Below are 17392 nucleotides of genomic sequence, written 5' to 3'. Positions count from 1 at the left end.
AAAAAGCCACCCGAAGGTGGCTTTGATGGTTTGGAAATCTTGTTTACTCGCTGCTATTGCTCGACGGGGCTTGGCCCGTAGCACAGGTCCTGCAACCTTCTCAGTTCTTGACGCACCATGTCCGGGTCATTATTGGTTTCCTCGAATGCCTCTATTTTTTCTCGTACGCACTCACGCTTCGCATAGACGACAGGATCGTGCTTCACGCCATACTTCCATAGCTCTTGCTTGGTCGACTTGCCCTGTTCGTCGTAATACTGGAAGAGTCCCTCGGGTACACCTTTCTCCCACTGGCCGGTTTTCATTAACTGACCGGAGGGGTAGAAGAACTTCTCTGGGCCATGCTGCTGGTTGTTGGCCATGGTGCCCTGGTAGATGATCTGCTTGCCATCGGGGGTCAATCTGACGATCTGCCCTTCCATCGAGCCGTTGACATAGTTGGCGTAGCTGGTCACGGCCCCTGTTTGCTCATTCAGTACAGCCTCACGCCCGTGCAGTAGGCCATTCTGTAGTTGGAAGGTGTGGATCAGCTTGCCGGACTTCACCATGCGGATGGTCATCTGTCCCTGAGCGTGACCTTGCTGGAAATTCACATTGGCCGTCGCGACGTTGCCGTAAAAGTTGAGCGGGCCATTGAGCATCCCTCGCTTGAATTGGATCTTGAGGAGTCGCTCACCCGTTTTTTCTTTGCGGCACTGGACCAAGCCATCCATCTGGCCGTCGGTAAAGTCAGCGTCACAGATAGCCAACAGGCCATTTGAATACGCCATCAAGCCCTGCAGCAAAATGCCTGGTGCAGGAGTGCCCGTCCCCGAAAAAATGATGGGCATCACCTTGAAGTAGCCGCCTTGATTGTTGATCAAGCGCTCCAGCGGCATATTGGTTACTTTCCCGCTGAAAGGAGCATTGGCACCCTGGCGGTATACCTTGCCATTAGCAATTTCAGCGTTGCGGAAATCCAGCACGCTGGCCTGGCTGATATTCAGTGCGATCGTACACAGGCACAGCACCGAGACAGCTCTAACGTTGGTTTTCATGTGCATTCCTTGATAAACGTTTGTGGCTAGTTGTAACCGGTGGCAGGTAGACCGCACTCGCCTTCCCAATCCATCATCACGTCATGCATGATGGGTTGCTCATCACCGTTCTCTTCTCGGAATGCCTTGATTTTCTCGTCAAGGCACAACTCAGGCGTGTTGGCGTTAGGATTCTGCTTTACGCCGTCTTTCCACACTTCTTCCTGGGTAACACTCCCCTGCTCGTCATAGAACTGGAAGCGGCCTTGAGGCATGCCTTTCGACCACTGGCCGGTCTTCATTAACTTGCCGGAGGGGTAGAAGAACTTTTCTGGACCGTCCTGCAGGTTATTCACCATGGTCGCCAGGTAGATCATCTGCTTGCCATCAGGCGTAAACCTCGCGACCTCCCCTTCCAGCAAGCCATTCTCATAGTTTGCATAGCTGGTCACCGCACCGGTCTCTTCATTCAGTACCTCCTCGCGGCCATTCAGCTTGCCGCCTTGGAATGTGTAGGTATGAACAGGCTTGTCTGTCTTGCTAACCTTTACCGTCAACACGCCCTCTGGCATGCCTTGTTTGAACGTGATGCTGGCCGAGGCTTGGTTGGTGTAGAAGGTGAAAGGGCCACTGAGCATGCCTTTATCAAACTGGATATCCAGCAATTTCTCGTTGGTCTTTTCCTTACGGCATGACATAGCGCCATCCATCTGGCCATCGGTAAATTCAGCGTCACACAGTGCAAACAAGCCGCTGGAGTACACCTGCAATCCCTGGAATACGAGCCCTGGTGCTGGCGTGCCGGTTCCCACAAAAGCAACCGGCATCACCTTGAAGTAGCCAGGATGGCGATCGATCAGGCGCTCTAGTGGCACGTTGGTTACCTTGCCACTGAAAGGCTCATCGGCACCTTGGCGGTACATCTTTCCGCTTGCTATCTCGGCATTACGGAAGTCCATGATTTTGTCGCCACAACCCGTCAGGGCCATGGCGCACAGACACAGCACCGTGAAGGTGCGTACTTTGGTTTTCATGAGGGTTCCTTGATGGAAGAAAGCGCAGTCCGAGGTGCAGCTCTTGGCACAGCGCTAACTTTAAACGTCGCTTATCAACTCAATAGGTTGAGTTTCAACCCGACAGGCACTTCATGTCAATGGGTTGAGTTACGACTATTCAGGTTGAACTGGAGAGCGTGATGACAACTATCGACCTGGATCAACTGGCGAAGGTGATTGGCAAGGCCATCACTCGCCACCGTCTGAGCAAAGGACTAACGCAGGAGCAACTGGCGGAACAGCTGGGCATTGGCAATGAAGCTGTCTCGCGTATGGAGCGCGGGATCGTTATGCCCACCGTTGCCCGCTTGGTCGAAATTGCCGTGATACTGGAATGCGATGTCGCGGCTTTACTCTCCGAGGTGTCCAGCCACGCGGACGGCCAGGCTCAGCACCTGGCCCGTCTCCTATCCCCGCTATCGACAAAAGATCGCACTATGGTGATCTCGGTAGTAGAACAACTGAGTGCCCGACTGCAGCAGTGATTAAGCTGACTTGGCCGTCTGCTTGCCCAGCCTGGCGGTGAGGCGCACAGGCTTGCTGTCTGGTGGTGTACTCCCTTCTGGCGGTGGGCTTTCTACCGGGTAGAACTCTTCCATCACCTGTGGCAACTCTTCTTCCGTTTCTTCGAACAGCCCAGTACCCAGTAGCTGCAGGGCGGTTTGTTCGAATTGCTCGATGTTGACCCCGGCTTCCATCGCGGCCTCTGCTTCGGCCCGGGCTTGTGAGATAGCGTCCGTCAGCTCCACACCTTCGCGTAGTGTCAGGTCCACGTAGTAGACGGGGGTGCGATACGACTGCGTGGTGGATTTGGCGCGCAGGCGCAGCATCAGCGGCAGGTAGTGAGTGAGCCCGCCGCTGAGGGCTTCGAAGTACCTCAGCCTGGCGGCCAAGGTACGCACCGAGTTGTAGCCGGTGGTGCGAAAGATGAAGGTACCGAGCGCGTCCTGTTGCCCGTCTACCTGCACGTTCAGCCTGCCGTACAGTTTGCAGCCCACTTCTTTGGCGTATAGGCAGCGGTCTGGCCCGGTGCACTTCACGTCTTCGGGGCCTTCTTTGCGGTACAGCTTGGCGCTTTCACCGTTGCCTACGCACAGCGGGCGGCCGGTGGCACGATCGAAGGCGCAGTATTCGGCACGCAGGTTCAGCTCGCTGCTGTTAAACAAGGTGCGTACCGGGATAGCGCGGATCTTGCCGTTGTTGGCTTGGTCGGCCAACGGTTGGTGCAACGGGTGCAGTAGCCAGCCGTCGCGGTTTTGTACCTGGGTGGTGAGGGTGAAGCTGTCGTCTTTCTCCGGCAGCCACTTGTCGTTCTTTTGTACCAGCTTGCCTATGCTGATGCGCCCGATCACGGGCGGGGTGATGGCGAGGCCTTTGATCATGCTGCGCTCCTTGCGGTGTGAATGAGAAAGCGCCGGCTCCCTTCGACGGTTTTGCTGTATTGCGGCAGCAGGTCGGGGTAATCGGCGCTGAGTTTGTCCAGGTCGGGGCTAGTACGGTCTTTGGTTTTCTTCCAGCTGACTTTGCCGTCGGCAAACACGGCGGCACTGGCGGTGCCGAGGATGTTCTGCAGCTGCTGGCGGGTTTGGGCTTCCAGCAGGCTGAGGTCGTCTTGTTTGGCACGTAGGGCAAGCAAGGTACCAAACAGGCTGTTGGCTTCCATCGATTCGGACAGGTCCAGGGTGATGCCTTGGTCGCGAGGGAACATCCAACTCAGCGCCCTACCCGCGTCGTCCGAGCCATCGGGCGATGGCTGCTGGTCTTGGGTGACCTGTTGCCAGAAGCCATCCTCGCGTTCGCACAGGTCCAGGATCTTGTCGTCGTCGCGTTCAATGCGGTAGATGCGGAAGTCCTGCCCGCCGATCAGTACGGCCACGTCAGCCCAGTCCAAGCCGGTAACGGCCAACTGATGCAGTACCTGGCACTGATAAGCGACCGGAATGCCCTCTTCCCACTGCGGCGCACTGTGATAGCTGGCGGTCTTGATTTCTAGGATGCCGTTACCGTCACGCCCGCAACGTACTTCACGGTCCAGGTTGGCCAACATGTGTTGGTGCTGCGGGCTTTGCAGTACCGCATTTACCCGACGTACCTTGCGCCCGGTTTGCTCGGCGTACACGGTGGCGAGTACCGGCTCCAGCATGGTGCCCCAGAACACCGGGGCTTTATCGGACAGATCCTCTGCCGGTTTGCGGCCAGTTTTTTCGAGCCAAAGCGACAGCGCACTCTTATAAGGAGATAGGCCGACAGAGGCGGCCGCATCGGACGAACCAATACCCAGCTGGCGCAGCTGTAGCCATTGTTCACGCGGCAGATTCAGGGTGGATGCCAGGCGCTTGGCCTGGCCGTAGCGTTCACGCATAGAAACCTCCAAAAGCATAAAGCCCGGGCTGGCAGTGCCAGTCCGGGCTATCGGTTTGAGTAAAAGGGTTTAGTACTCTGCGGCCAACATCACCGTCATCACGCGGTGGGTCAGTACAGGGTTGGCCGCATCAACGGAGTGCTGCTGCAGCGTGGGGTCGTAGTAATCGATCTTGCAGAACACCTGCACGCCGTCGAGTTCGACCGCGACAAAGTCGTGTTCGCCGTAGGGGTCGTTGTCGGGGGTGAAGTCGTTGAAGTGGCGGATGGCGAGCAACAAGGCAGCTTGCTGCTCATCGGGCAGGGATTGAAAGTCGGCCGTGAGAAGCACCTGGCCACCGACAAACTGGGTACGCAGGGCGTCGTTCAGTTGCTGGATGCGCAGGGTTTTAGGGAAATGAGCCAGAGCAGTCATAAAGCACTCCTTGGCCACAGCAGCACCCGCAGTGGCGAGCACTGCTGGGCAGATAACGATAGAAAGGGGCAGCGTTAAGCGCAGTCGCGATTCAATCCAACAAAATCAATGACTTATGCATTGCGCGTTGTTTCAACGTAGCACCCTGGCCAAACCAGGCAGAGTCCAAACGGTAGTCGCTGCTACGTGCCCGACGGTGATGATCGACGTATTCGGTTACGGCATTCACCAGCCCCCAGGCGGTGCCACGGGTACCGGTTAGCATCGACCCCATCCCTGCCCCACTATATAAAGCATGGAGCTGTTGCATGGCTTTGGAGGGTGTGGCGTCTTCTACCGGCATTGGCTCATCCAGCACATCGGCAAAGTACTGCCGGGCTTCTTCGGGCGAGATGGGCCGTTGACTCAGCGCTTTGATATTGCGCATGAACACATCCCAATCGCTCAGCCCCAGGCCTAGGGCATCCTTGACCGCCAGAGGGTCGAATACGGTCGAGTGCGGTACCTTTACTGCACCCAGGTTATCCCCCACCGCAATCTGCAGCGTGTTATTGCATACCACTCGGACAGACGTGAATTGCGCCGTAGTGCACAGCGTGCCGTCGCAACTGGTCGCTAGTAATAGGTAGGCTTTCACACGGTCACCACTACGGACCAAGGTTTCCTGACCAGTCTTAGCCAAAGCCCACAGCTTCTTGCCACCTTTCAACACGCCAGCTGTTTCCAGCTCAAAGCCCCCGGCATGCACCAGGTCGTTATAGAAGTGCAGGACTTCATGGGGTTGAACCACTTTGTAACGCGGGGAAACGACAGACAACGGTGCCAAGGTATCGGAGCGATACAGCACCTTCGCATCGCGGTGCATGCGGATATGCATGCCGTCCTGCGAGACATTGAACAGCACATCGCTTTGGTCGATGGTCCAGTTCATGCCTGCTTCGTGCAGCCAGACATCAATCGGCTGTTGTTCGGTGAGTTGGTTACCCAGGCCATGCCAAGGGGTAGCACCCACGTAAGCCATGGTTTCGACAAGATGAGACATATCACAGACTCCATAGAAAAACCCCAGGCTAGGCTGGGGTTTGAGGGGCGAATCCAGGGCATCATCACCCTGCTGACATGGAGGTGATATGTGGGTGAAAAAATTTAGAATCGAGGTCTATATCTAAGCCGTCACATTCTTACCTCATAACCCCAGCTGCCGAAGCGCAGACTAGGCCGTAAGGAGTATTGAGCACCGTTATGTACCTGGCTATATTGCGAAAATATGATCATGAATGGAGACGTCATGAAGCCCACTCTGAATTCAATTGCGAGTGCCATACTGCTCATACTCAGCAACCTTGCTGCTGCAGGCAATGTGACTGTTTCAGCTGCAGCTAGTCTGACCAATGCCTTCAAAGATCTGGCGCAGTCATTTGAGGGGCAACACCCGGGCACCAAGGTCCTATTGAACGTCGGCGCTTCGGGAGCCCTGCTGCAGCAGATAGCCAAAGGAGCACCAGTGGATGTCTTTGCCTCCGCTGATCAGGAAACAATGGATCAGGCCTTCAAGCAGGGCCTGATCGTTGCAAACAGCCGGCATAACTTTGTACGTAACGCCTTAGTGCTTATTGTGCCATTCGACAGCAAACTGGCGATCAAGCGTCTCAGAGACCTGTCCCAATCGCGAATAGACAAAGTCGCTATTGGAAAACCTGCCAGTGTGCCAGTTGGCCGCTATACCCAAGCTGCACTAGAAACTGCCAACCTGTGGTCAGTGATCCGGGCCAAGGCTATCAATACACAGAATGTTCGCCAATCCTTGGACTATGTAGCACGAGGCGAGGTTGAGGCTGGCTTCGTGTACGCAACAGACGCAGCGGTGATGCCGGACAAGGTGAAAGTAGCGTTTACCGTGCCGCTCAATTCAGCAATCAGTTACCCGATTGCTGCGAGCACCAGCAGTAGCAATGCAAAGGAAGCCAAGAGCTTCATCGAATACGTCCTGTCTCCCGCCGGCCAAACCATTCTTGGCAAGTACGGCTTTCTGAAACCCTGACCCGGGAGTAGCACAATCATGGAATCGGTCTGGGTTGCCTTGGCCTTGTCGTTGAAAGTGGCTGGGCTGGCCACTACTGCCACAACAGTACTGGGTGTGACAGCAGGATTTGTGTTGGCCAGGGGTAAGTTTCCGGGGCGTAATGTGCTAGACACGCTGCTAACCCTGCCCATGGTGCTGCCACCCACCGTATTGGGCTATTACCTGCTGGTTCTGCTCGGTCGTCGCAGCCCTTTTGGCGCATGGTTGTTCGATGTGTTCGGCATTAACCTGATCTTTACTTGGCAAGGCGCGGTCATCGCGGCCTCCACAGTTATCTTTCCCTTGGTATTCAAGCCGGCGCGAGCGGCATTCGAGTCTGTGGATGGTCAGCTGGAGCAAGCCGCCAAGGTATTGGGGATCAGCAATGTCGCCGTCTTTTTCCGGGTGACTCTGCCACTAGCGTGGCGCGGCATCCTGGCCGGGCTGCTACTCGCCTTCGCCAGGGCGCTGGGCGAGTTCGGCGCCACGCTCATGGTGGCTGGCAGTATTCCCGGCAAGACCCAGACCCTGTCCGTCGCGGTATACGAGGCGGTGCAGGCCGGGCAGGACGATCTGGCCAACATCCTTGTGTACATCATCTCCGCCGTTTGCATAGCGGTACTGTTGACTGCCGGCTATCTTGCGCCTGGGCGCATTGTTCGGCATTGAGTAAGGCAGGCAATGCAGCTTGATATCGATATCTACAAGACCTTGCACGCAGGCACGCGTAGTTTTACGCTGAACGTGCAATTACAGTCTGGCAGCCAGCGCAATGTGATCTACGGCCCATCCGGCGCCGGGAAGAGCCTGACTCTGAAGGCGATTGCTGGACTGCTTACCCCGGAGCGCGGTCATATCCGTATCAATGGCCAAACGTTTTTTGACCACTCGGCCAGTTTGAACTTGGCTCCGCAAGCGCGGCGTGTCGGTTATCTATTCCAGGACTATGCGCTATTTCCTCACCTCAATGTGCGTCAGAACATTGCTTTCGGCTTGAGTCATGGTTGGCTTAACCCGCGAGCACGAGATCGACACGATAAGGTGGAATACTGGGTACGCACCTTCGGCTTAGCCGCCATGGCACACCAGCTGCCGGATGATCTGTCCGGAGGGCAGCGGCAGCGTGTCGCCCTGGCTCGGACAATCGTTGCCGAACCGCAGGCACTGTTACTGGATGAACCATTCGCAGCACTCGATCCATCACTGCGCAATACCATGCGTCGGGAACTGAGCGATTTACAGCAGCTATTACAAATACCCATGGTGCTGATTACCCATGACCCGCTGGACGTACAAACCTTTGGTGACCATGTCGTCGAGCTGCGCGACGGATATCTGGACCGCCAAGTAACAGCATCTTGCCATCAGAAAACCAATTAGGTCCCAACATGCAAGCGCCAGGACCAATACCTGATTATGTCAAAAAGTTAGCAATAAACAGAGGCAAAGTATGAACGCTAACGACAAGACTATCCGGTTACAGGGTTCGCTCTGGATGACTGTTGACGGTCAGAAATTCGGCGGTGCCGACCGTATCATCCTGCTAAATCGACGAGGAAAGCGCACGCCTCCTTCCTGCCATGCTTTAGTCTGAATGTGAACGGCAATCCACTACTAGCTGCCCACCAGTAACCAGCTCAGAGTCCTGAAACAACTGGATGCCAAGGGCTTGGGCCCAAGTCTGTTTGATCTTTGGCATCAAGTCCCAGCCCGTCATGTGCAGCAGGCCTAGCCCGTTGAATTGTCTTGAACGCATGTATCGCTTGATCGCATTAATACAACTTTAGCTGTGATCGCCAATCAATGCTGTCCAACACATTTTTCACCCACAAACCCAGCTCGGTATCGCCGCCGATGTCGATACGGCGCTGGAAAAATAGCGTATCCGGATCTTCCTGCCGCCATAGCAGGGCCAAGTGATCGGCCAAGTCAGCGTGCAAGAAAAAGTCAGGGGCTGCAAGCCGCGGGCAGGCACGAAAGGTACTGCCATCGTGCCTTAGTGATAGCACTAGGCCTGCATCACGTACACCAACAAGGAACGTGCGCTGTTGCAGCATAGGGTCATCCAATGGAATCAGACCGCGCCAACCCATGAGGTTCAATGCCTGTGCCAGCAACTGGCTTGCAGCTGCATCAGGACAAGCGCGCAACAAGCGTGCGGCCAACTTACCGAAACGGGGGTCAATAGCAGTCATGGCGCACTCCGTGAAATTGCATACCGGGCTGTCGATGCCAGAAGCCATTGACCAGCAGTGCGGGTGCCAGACCAGCTAGCGGCATGCCAGCCGGTTCGCCACGCAAACAGGCGGCTGCCCATTGGACCACCTCAGCAAAGTGCTGGCTATGCGGGCTGAGGCGAATAGCATTCACACCCGACGAAGGCAAGGCATCCAGCTCATCAAGCAGACTGTGGCAGGCGGCCGACTGTGTCTGGGTACCATTAATTTGCAGGAAGCCCTGCTGCTCGCGGGTGAGCAATGGCATCCCGTCCGGATGCGCCAAACAACGAAACTCGCAGCTGTCTTTATGGAGTCCTTCATGCCGCGCGGTAAAACAGCGCGATGAAAACGCCAGCGGCATCCGCCCCCATGCAAACACTTCGGTATCGAGCTGCGGCAAGGCATGAGTAATAGCCTGCACTCGCTGTGCCGGCATTTCTAGCGGCGGCACCCAGCGCTGTGCTCCCCAGCGCTGGTACAGTGCCAAGGTAGCGGCGTTATAGATGTTGAGGTGTGGGCCAGCCACAAATGGCAGGCCACGCTGCTGCAGCATGCCGACAGCGCCGGTATCGTTGGCCTCTACCAGCACACCAGCCCCATCGATCAGGCGGCGCAGGCGCTTGAGGTCAGATTCACTCTCAAGCAAACCCTGACTGGACAGCACGGCTTCTTTACCAGCAGCCTGCAGATCCGCCGCCAGACCCAGCCAGTCGTCTACCTTCAATTGCTGGCGGCGCGAGCACACCACCTCACCCAGATAAATGCGATCCACAGGCCACTCTGCCGCGTCAGCATAAAAGCGCATCACTTCGTCGCGCGGCCAGAAATACAGCAAGGGGCCGATGGCCAGCTGTAGTGGTAATGCGGTATGTCGGCTTACTTCCATGGTCTGCTGTACGCCCCCAGTGTCACTTGTTGTCCTTCGGAAACCCGGCCCAGTTGCTGCATCAGCGCGGCTGGCGGCTGCCAGCCAGACCGGCGTGCCTCGTCCAGCGCCTGGCGCAGCGTGCGCGTTACCTGCGCCACGTAGGCTGGGCTGCGTTGCCGCCCTTCTACCTTGATGGCCGCTACGCCCATGTCGATTAGCCTTGGCAACAAAGGCAGCACGTTGAGGCTGGTAGGCTCTTCCAGCGCGTAGCCCAGGCTGTCGCCCACGTGAAAGCGCCCCTTGCACAGCGTGGGGTAGCCACGCGGCTCGTCGTGGGCAAAATCGTCGATCAGCACCCCGTTCAGACGTGCCTCGGTACCGTTGGCGTGTGGCAACCAGCGCACGTGACGGGCTGGCGAACATACACCGTGGGTATTGGGCGATTCGCCGGTGGCGTAGCTGGACAGATGGCAACGCCCTTCCGCCATCACGCACAGGCTGCCAAAACCGAACACCTCGATTTCCACCGTAGTGCCAGCTATCACCTGCGCCACCTGCTCCAGGCTGAGTACGCGCGGCAACACCGCCCGCTGCACGCCAAACATACGCTGCGCCAGGTTGATGGCTTCGTAATTGCTGGCCGAGCCTTGCACCGACAGATGCAGGCGCAGCTGCGGGTGGCGCTGGCTGGCGTAATCGAGCAAGCCGAAATCGGCCAGGATCACCGCGTCCACCGCCAGTGCTGCCGCCTCGTCAACCGCCGCGCGCCAGCGGGCTTCTTCGCCGGCCTGGGCAAAGGTATTGATGGCCAGCAGCACCTTCACCCCGCGCTGGCGAGCGTAGCGCAGGCCTTCGCGGGCGCTGGCGGCATCAAAGTTGAGCCCGGCGAAATGGCGGGCGTTGGTGTCGTTGTTCAAGCCCAGATAAACGCAGTCGGCGCCGTGATCCACGGCGGCCTTCAGGGCGGGCAGGTTGCCGGCCGGACAGACCAGCTCTGGTAGCTGCATGGTGTAACCCTCCGTTCAAGACGGGGCGACCTTACGCGGCGCGATGGCGGCGCAGCCTTGCCCCATATCAAGACTTTCGGGGAGCCCGCCCTGCGGCGCTAGCACGCTTGATAACGATCAAGAAAACAACATATAGTAATTTAAAAGAAAAATTTAACTATATATTGTACTTAATTACATCAGGAGCCATGCGAAATGCATTCAAAACCCCTCACCGCCGGCCACGTGGACGCTGTGAGCACCGTGCGGGAATACCTGAGCCGTGCCGACTGGCGGGTTCAGGCCAACGCCAACCAAGGCTACAGCCTGGGCGGTATGATCCTTAACATGGCAGGCAAGCTCAGCGCCGAATACTGGCTGAACGCCGTGTTCAGCACCGACGCAGCGCAGGCCCACCGCCACGGGTACCTGCATATCCACGACCTGGACATGCTGTCCGGCTACTGCGCCGGCTGGTCGCTACGTACGCTACTGCAGCTGGGGTTTTCCGGCGTCGGTGGCAAAGTAGAGTCGGCCCCACCACGTCACCTTTCCAGTGCCTGCGGCCAGATCGTGAACTTTCTGGGCACGCTGCAGAACGAGTGGGCCGGCGCCCAGGCATTCAGCTCGTTCGATACCTATCTAGCACCGTTCATACGCAGGGATGAGCTTGACTACCTCCAAGTGCGGCAATGCCTGCAGGAGCTGGTATACAACCTGAACGTACCCAGCCGCTGGGGGACGCAAACACCGTTCACTAACCTCACGTTCGACTGGGTGTGCCCCGACGACCTGCGCGAGCAGATTCCGGTGATCGGTGGCGAAGAAATGCCGTTCCGCTACGGCGACTGTGCCGACGAGATGGCAATGATCAACCGCGCCTTCATCGAGGTGATGTTGGCGGGCGATGCCCGTGGCCGCGCGTTTACCTTCCCCATCCCCACCTACAACATCACCCGCGATTTCGACTGGTACGGCGCCAACACCGAGTTGCTGTTTGCCATGACCGCCAAGTACGGCCTGCCCTACTTCCAGAACTTCGTCAACTCCGACCTGCAGCCGCACATGGTGCGCAGCATGTGCTGCCGCCTGCAACTGGATCTGCGCGAACTGGCCAAGCGCGGCAACGGCCTGTTCGGCAGTGCCGAACAAACCGGCTCAGTTGGCGTGGTTACCGTCAACTGCGCACGACTAGGTTACCTGCACGCCGGCGACGAAGCCGCGCTGCTTGCCGCCACCGACCGCCTGCTGGCGCTGGGCAGCGAGGTGCTGGAAGCGCGCCGCGGCGTGGTGCAACAGCACATCGATGCCGGGCTGTATCCGTACACCAAGCATTACCTGGGCAGCCTGCGAAACCACTTTTCCACGCTGGGGGTAAACGGCATCAACGAGATGATCCGCAACTTCAGCGCCGGGCAAGACGACATCAGCAGCAACAGCGGGCACGCCTTTGCTTGCCGCTACCTGGATCATATCCGCCAGCGCATCGTGGCCATCCAGCACGACACCGGCCATCTGTACAACCTGGAAGCCACGCCGGCCGAGGGCACCACCTACCGCTTTGCCCGCGAAGACCGCAAGCGCTACCCCGGCATCCTGCAGGCTGGCAGCGCCAACAAGCCGTACTACACCAACTCCAGCCAGCTGCCGGTCGGCCACACCGACGACCCGTTCGCCGCGCTGGCGCACCAGGAGGCACTGCAATCGCGCTATACCGGCGGCACCGTGCTGCACCTGTACATGACCGAGGCGGTGTCCAGCGCCGACGCCTGCCGCCAGCTGGTGCGCCGGGCGCTGGAAAACTTCCGTTTGCCCTACATCACTATCACTCCCACATTTTCCATCTGCCCGCAACACGGCTATCTGTCTGGCCGCCACGAGTTCTGCCCGCGCTGCGATGCCGAACTTCTGGCGCGCAAGACCACCGCTGCGGCCAACACTGAAGGAGCTATCGCATGACTCAACCTACCACCGATACACGCCCGCTACTGGACGACAGCGAGCGCACTCGCTGTGAAATCTGGACCCGAGTAATGGGCTACCACCGCCCAGTGGCATCGTTCAACACCGGTAAACAAGGCGAATTCTATGAACGCCGTCACTTTGACGAACCAGGACGCCACTAGCGCGCGGCTGGGTGGCTGGCAGCCGTTTTCGGCCTGCGACTGGCCGGGACGGCTATGTGCGGTAGTATTTCTGGCCGGATGCCCATGGCGCTGTGGTTATTGCCACAATCCTCATTTGCTGCGTAGAAAAAATGGGCAAACGGACTGGCCTCGTTTTATTTCCTGGTTGGCAAATCGGTGCGGTTTACTAGATGGCGTAGTATTTTCAGGCGGAGAGCCACTACAGGAACCCTCCCTGCCACTGCTCTTGCAACAAGTTCGCGCGATGGGATTTGCAACAGGCCTACATACTAGCGGCAGCTATCCACACAGATTGGCCAAGGCCTTGCCTCTGCTAGACTGGGTAGGATTAGATATCAAAACGCTACCGTCACATTACGCGGCGCTGACCGGCGTGACCGGCAGCGGCGAGCATGTGCAGAACAGCCTGTCACTACTACTGTCCAGCAATGTGACATTTGAGTGCCGTAGTAGCATTCATCCACACTGGCATAGCCGACAAACGCTGCAGCAGATGGCGGCTTGGCTCTCCACACACGGTGTACGCCACTACGCCTGGCAACTGCTGCGCCCAGCACCGGATCAAATACCACCAGTAGGGGCCGCTCCCCCTGGCTGGCCAGACCTAGCCTTACTGTCCGAGACTAAAACACGCTTTGAGCACTTTTCATTACGAAACAGCTAGCCTGGATGCAGCAGCCATCAAGACACCAGCTGCTGCATACCTTCTACATCCATAAGGACAATGTCACGTCCACGAACCTCTACCAATACCGACTCAACCAGTTGATGCAGGACCCGCGAGAAAGTTTCCGGGGTCAAATTTAGACGTGACGCAATCAGGTTCTTGTTTACAGGCAAGTGCACCACTCTACCATTACATGCTGGCTGACCCTCTTGTAAAAGGTAACTGATCACTCTTTGCAATGAGTTTTCCACCGAATAGCGCTCTACATCACGCACCATGCTGTGCAAACGCAGCGATAGACCGGCTAGCATACGCTGAGCAAAACCTGGGTCACTGGCAATAGCACCAAAGATTACTTCTGCACTGACGTGCAGTAGGAGCCCATCTTCCAGAAACTGTGCCATAACCGGGCAAGGCCGGTTGAGAAACATCACTGCCTCAGCAAAACTCTGCCCAGGATGCAATATTTCCATCACCTTTTCACTGCCATTTTGTGCGGTCAATGCCAGCTTGACTTTACCGAACACCACCACATACATGCCATCGCAAGGGTCACCCTTTTGGAAAATGACCTGTCCTTTCTGACCACGTACCTCATGCGTACCAGGAACCAAAGCTGCACGCTGCGCTGGTGACAGCTGCTGAAACAATGGCTGGTGCTGTAAAAAAGCGTCTATATCAATCTGACTCATGCCAAGCCCCCACAAGACCAAAGTGGCAGCCTAGCGCAGGCGACCATGACTAAGGCACTGGCCAGATGACCTAGTCCTAGTGGCTGGTACCTTCAGAGCGATTGATTTTGTTGTACACATTGTATTTACCGATTGGCTTACTCATGGGCAGGCTAACTACCTCTGCAAAGGTGGTCGCATCAAGCACAACCAGTTCGCCTGGGTTCTCCATGATGCTCAGCAGTACATAGCGACCATCGCGGGTGAACTCGACGTGGGCGTTGGTCTTGCCCGGGCGCACGCTTAGGGTTTTCACCAGCTGCAAGGTGCCCTTGTCGATGATGCCCAGTGTGTCCTTGCGCGGCGACATCATGGCGTCCACCCAGGCGTAGGGCGAATTTTCGTGGCTACGCAGAAAGAACCCCGGCCCCGGCGTGGCAATCTGACTCACCAACTGCCAGCGGTCCATGTCGATCACCGTTACCTTGCCGCCTTTCAGGTTGGGCGTGGCCATCAGGCGCTGGCCGTCGCGCTCGAAAGTAATGCCCGAGCCCAGGTGCGGCATGCCATCCAGCGCTAGGTCGGCCACTTTCACGCCTGTGTCCAGCTGGATGACCTCGGCGCGGCCCTCGCGCGACGCCGCCATCACGTGGCGGTAAGCCGGGTCGAAAAAGAAGTCGTCCAGTACCATGTCCAGCGCGGTAACACGCGGCTGCAGGAAACCCGGCAGCGCCACGCCCTCGCCCATGCGGTAGTCGTGCACCATACCGGGGTAGACCGGCGCCGCCTGCGGGTTGTAGCTGATCTCCCACAGCTCGTCGCTGTCTTTCAGCGCCACGATAAAGCTCTGCCGCGGTGCGGCATCGTAAACCGCCGACACCCGCGACAATCGGCCATGGCGGTCGCGTACCGGCCAGGTCTGGCGCGGCATCAGGCCGTGTGCGTCCAGCAGCACCAGCGTTTCCGGCAGCGTATTGCCGGCCAGTACCCAGCGCCCGTCGGCCGATACCGCCACGTTGCGGGTGTTCAGGCCGACGCGGATCTCGGCCACCATGCGCTGGCTGTACAGGTCGTACTGGCTGACCCAGCCGTCGCGGCTGGCAAAGTAGACAAAACGGCCATCGGGCGAAAACTTCGGCCCGCCGTGCAGGGCAAAGCGGCTCTGGAAGCGCGCCAGCCTCGTGAAGTGGTCGCCGTCCACCACAGACACATGGTGATCGCCCGCCTCCACCACCACAAACAGGTTATGCGGGTCTACCCCGGCAGGCAGCTGCGCACTGGCTGGCAGACTGGCCTCGGCCACGTACTGCACACGGGACACGGCCATATCGGTAGCCGTCCATTGTGGCGGCTGGGCCGGAGGGGTGCCCAGCCAGGCGGCCAGCTCGTTCAGCTCGGTATCGTCGAGACGACCGGCAAAGGCCGGCATTTGCGTGGCCGCCCGCCCCTGGCGCAGCGTGGCCAGAATCTCACCCGGTTTCAGCCGCTCCAGGCTTTGTGGCAGCAGCGCCGGGCCCATACCGCCCAGCCGGCCGGTACCGTGGCAGGCCAGGCAATGCTGGTCGTACAGGGCTGCGGCGCGCGCGCCAGTGACGGGGGTGACGGGGGTGGCCGCCCACAGTGGCGCAGCCAGCAGCCAGGCCAGCGCGGCGGCAAGGTGGCGGGCGCTCATGATTGCACCTCGCTCAGTAGTGCCTGTGGCCGTTGCCACGGCGACAGCGCTGGCAGCGGGTAGGCGCCATCGGGCACGCCGATTTCGGCATCGTGCAGGTAGCAGCCGGGGTCGGCCTGCCAGAAATCGCCGCTCAGCTCCCAGGCGCGGATGCGGGTATTGCCGTTGCAGATGGCCAGGTGCCGACACGCCCCGCAGCGCCCCGCCACCGGCCGCGGCCGTTGCCGCAGCCCGGCCAGCAAGGGGTTGGCCGCGTCGGCCCAGATGGCCGAAAACGGCCGCTGCCGCACATTGCCCAGCGACACTTTCCACCACATGGTGTCCGGGTGCACATTGCCCAGGTTATCGATATTGGCTACTCCCACGCCGCTGGCGTTGCCGCCCCACTGTTGCAAGCGGGCCGCCAATGCATCCGCTTGTAGCGGATAGCGCCGGCGCGCCCACTGCAGCAGGTAGACAGCGTCGGCATCGTTGTTGCCGGTGACGAAATCCTTTTGCCGTCCGGCGCGCACGTGGCCCAGCGCGGCGTCGATCAGCAAGTCCAGCGCCCAGCGGGTACGCTGGTGGCGCGCGTCGCCGTCGCGGTGCTTGTTGCCACGGCCGGCGTAATTGAGGTGCGAAAAGTAGAACTTGTCGATGCCTTCGTCGGCCACCAGCTGCAGCAACGCTGGCAGGTCGTGGGCATTGCCTTCGGTCATTGTGTAGCGCACGCCCACCTTCATGCCGGCATCGCGTAGCAGGCGAATGGCGGCCAGCGAACGGTCGTAGGCCCCGGCCAGCCGCCGGAAGCGGTCGTGGGTGGTGCCTATGCCATCCAGGCTGACGCCCACGTAGTCATAACCCGTCTCGGCAATGCGGCCAACATTGGCCGCGTCTACCAGCGTGCCATTGCTGGACAGGCCCACGTAGAAGCCCATCGCCTTGGCGCGCTGCCCCAGCTGGTGAATAGCCGGGTGCAGCAGCGGCTCGCCACCGCTCAGGATCAGCACCGACACGCCGCAGGCTTTCAGGTCTTCCATCACCGCGTACAGCTCGTCCAGCGACAGCTCGCCGGCAAAGTCGCGGTCGGCGCTGGTGGCGTAGCAGTGCTGGCAGGTAAGGTTGCAACGACGCAGCAGGTTCCAGATCACCACCGGGCCGGCCGGGCGGCGCGCCGGCGGCAAGGGGGCGGGATGCAGCAAGGTATGCAGGTAATGGCTGAGGCGCAGCATGGCAGGCTCCGCGGATGACAATGGCCTCATGCTCTTCCTGGC

19 protein-coding genes are annotated in these 17392 nt (G+C 58.8%); 7 read left to right on the top strand and 12 right to left on the bottom strand.

The window, feature by feature from the left end; translation table 11 throughout:
- Positions 1 to 53: 53 nt before the first annotated feature.
- Complete coding sequence (locus tag PQU95_RS01935) at positions 54 to 1037, bottom strand: toxin-antitoxin system YwqK family antitoxin (protein ID WP_272750435.1); 984 nt, start codon at positions 1035 to 1037, stop codon at positions 54 to 56.
- A 26-nt stretch (positions 1038 to 1063) separates the two neighbouring features.
- On the bottom strand, positions 1064 to 2050 hold the full coding sequence (locus tag PQU95_RS01930; protein ID WP_017507142.1) for a toxin-antitoxin system YwqK family antitoxin: 987 nt from the start codon (positions 2048 to 2050) through the stop codon (positions 1064 to 1066).
- A gap of 161 nt (positions 2051 to 2211) precedes the next feature.
- On the opposite strand from PQU95_RS01930, the gene PQU95_RS01925 reads away from it, so the two are divergent.
- Complete coding sequence (locus PQU95_RS01925) at positions 2212 to 2556, top strand: helix-turn-helix domain-containing protein (RefSeq protein ID WP_017507141.1); 345 nt, start codon at positions 2212 to 2214, stop codon at positions 2554 to 2556.
- On the opposite strand, the gene PQU95_RS01920 is transcribed toward PQU95_RS01925, so the two are convergent.
- The 4 genes from PQU95_RS01920 to PQU95_RS01905 form a co-directional block, all read right to left on the bottom strand.
- Positions 2557 to 3453, bottom strand: coding sequence for a recombination directionality factor (locus tag PQU95_RS01920; protein ID WP_272750434.1), 897 nt, complete (start codon positions 3451 to 3453; stop codon positions 2557 to 2559).
- On the bottom strand, positions 3450 to 4433 hold the full coding sequence (locus PQU95_RS01915) for a YqaJ viral recombinase family nuclease (protein WP_017507139.1): 984 nt from the start codon (positions 4431 to 4433) through the stop codon (positions 3450 to 3452). The genes PQU95_RS01920 and PQU95_RS01915 overlap by 4 nt, the downstream gene beginning before the upstream one ends.
- A 69-nt stretch (positions 4434 to 4502) precedes the next feature.
- Positions 4503 to 4847 (bottom strand): DUF3768 domain-containing protein, encoded by a 345-nt coding sequence (locus PQU95_RS01910; RefSeq protein ID WP_272750433.1) that lies wholly within the window; start codon positions 4845 to 4847, stop codon positions 4503 to 4505.
- Positions 4848 to 4938: 91 nt separating this feature from the next.
- Positions 4939 to 5889: a DUF932 domain-containing protein gene (locus PQU95_RS01905; protein WP_272750432.1), complete on the bottom strand. Its 951-nt coding sequence runs from the start codon at positions 5887 to 5889 to the stop codon at positions 4939 to 4941.
- Between the two features lie 246 nt (positions 5890 to 6135).
- Here PQU95_RS01905 and modA point away from each other — a divergent pair, with 246 nt between their 5' ends.
- The 3 genes from modA to PQU95_RS01890 are packed head-to-tail and all read left to right on the top strand — an operon-like array spanning position 6136 to position 8289.
- On the top strand, positions 6136 to 6888 hold the full coding sequence (gene modA / locus PQU95_RS01900) for a molybdate ABC transporter substrate-binding protein (protein WP_026107649.1): 753 nt from the start codon (positions 6136 to 6138) through the stop codon (positions 6886 to 6888).
- A gap of 18 nt (positions 6889 to 6906) precedes the next feature.
- Positions 6907 to 7578: a molybdate ABC transporter permease subunit gene (modB, locus tag PQU95_RS01895; RefSeq protein WP_017507135.1), complete on the top strand. Its 672-nt coding sequence runs from the start codon at positions 6907 to 6909 to the stop codon at positions 7576 to 7578.
- Positions 7579 to 7590: 12 nt separating this feature from the next.
- Positions 7591 to 8289 (top strand): ABC transporter ATP-binding protein, encoded by a 699-nt coding sequence (locus PQU95_RS01890; protein ID WP_017507134.1) that lies wholly within the window; start codon positions 7591 to 7593, stop codon positions 8287 to 8289.
- A gap of 392 nt (positions 8290 to 8681) precedes the next feature.
- Here the strand turns inward: PQU95_RS01890 and ubiT are convergent, their stop codons facing one another.
- Genes ubiT through ubiU form a run of 3 tightly spaced genes read right to left on the bottom strand, consistent with a single transcriptional unit; the run spans position 8682 to position 11003 of the window.
- Entirely contained in the window at positions 8682 to 9104 is a 423-nt protein-coding gene (gene ubiT / locus PQU95_RS01885; RefSeq protein WP_370630707.1) for a ubiquinone anaerobic biosynthesis accessory factor UbiT, read from the bottom strand.
- Positions 9091 to 10014 carry a U32 family peptidase gene (locus tag PQU95_RS01880; RefSeq protein WP_017507131.1) on the bottom strand — a complete coding sequence of 308 codons (924 nt, stop codon included), beginning with the start codon at positions 10012 to 10014 and terminating at the stop codon, positions 9091 to 9093. Before PQU95_RS01880 ends, ubiT begins: the two co-directional genes overlap by 14 nt.
- Positions 10005 to 11003 (bottom strand): ubiquinone anaerobic biosynthesis protein UbiU, encoded by a 999-nt coding sequence (ubiU, locus tag PQU95_RS01875; protein ID WP_017507130.1) that lies wholly within the window; start codon positions 11001 to 11003, stop codon positions 10005 to 10007. Before ubiU ends, PQU95_RS01880 begins: the two co-directional genes overlap by 10 nt.
- A gap of 195 nt (positions 11004 to 11198) precedes the next feature.
- On the opposite strand from ubiU, the gene PQU95_RS01870 reads away from it, so the two are divergent.
- Genes PQU95_RS01870 through PQU95_RS01860 form a run of 3 tightly spaced genes read left to right on the top strand, consistent with a single transcriptional unit; the run spans position 11199 to position 13793 of the window.
- Complete coding sequence (locus tag PQU95_RS01870) at positions 11199 to 12941, top strand: ribonucleoside triphosphate reductase (RefSeq protein WP_272750431.1); 1743 nt, start codon at positions 11199 to 11201, stop codon at positions 12939 to 12941.
- On the top strand, positions 12938 to 13108 hold the full coding sequence (gene nrdD, locus PQU95_RS01865) for an anaerobic ribonucleoside-triphosphate reductase (RefSeq protein ID WP_147683191.1): 171 nt from the start codon (positions 12938 to 12940) through the stop codon (positions 13106 to 13108). The genes PQU95_RS01870 and nrdD overlap by 4 nt, the downstream gene beginning before the upstream one ends.
- Positions 13071 to 13793, top strand: a complete 723-nt coding sequence (locus tag PQU95_RS01860; RefSeq protein WP_227302563.1) for an anaerobic ribonucleoside-triphosphate reductase activating protein — start codon at positions 13071 to 13073, stop codon at positions 13791 to 13793. The genes nrdD and PQU95_RS01860 overlap by 38 nt, the downstream gene beginning before the upstream one ends.
- A gap of 17 nt (positions 13794 to 13810) precedes the next feature.
- On the opposite strand, the gene PQU95_RS01855 is transcribed toward PQU95_RS01860, so the two are convergent.
- The 3 genes from PQU95_RS01855 to nirJ all read right to left on the bottom strand — a co-directional run bounded on the left by PQU95_RS01855 (position 13811) and on the right by nirJ (position 17350).
- Positions 13811 to 14488 (bottom strand): Crp/Fnr family transcriptional regulator, encoded by a 678-nt coding sequence (locus PQU95_RS01855; protein WP_272750430.1) that lies wholly within the window; start codon positions 14486 to 14488, stop codon positions 13811 to 13813.
- Between the two features lie 76 nt (positions 14489 to 14564).
- Positions 14565 to 16139: a nitrite reductase gene (locus PQU95_RS01850; RefSeq protein ID WP_272750429.1), complete on the bottom strand. Its 1575-nt coding sequence runs from the start codon at positions 16137 to 16139 to the stop codon at positions 14565 to 14567.
- Entirely contained in the window at positions 16136 to 17350 is a 1215-nt protein-coding gene (gene nirJ / locus PQU95_RS01845) for a heme d1 biosynthesis radical SAM protein NirJ (protein WP_227302561.1), read from the bottom strand. The genes PQU95_RS01850 and nirJ overlap by 4 nt, the downstream gene beginning before the upstream one ends.
- Positions 17351 to 17392 lie beyond the last annotated feature (42 nt).

It is taken from the genome of Vogesella aquatica (genome assembly GCF_028548455.1).
Taxonomy (GTDB): Bacteria; Pseudomonadota; Gammaproteobacteria; order Burkholderiales; family Chromobacteriaceae; genus Vogesella; species Vogesella aquatica.
The sequence above is the reverse complement of the archived record's forward strand: the minus strand, read 5'-3'. Positions and strand labels throughout refer to the sequence as shown.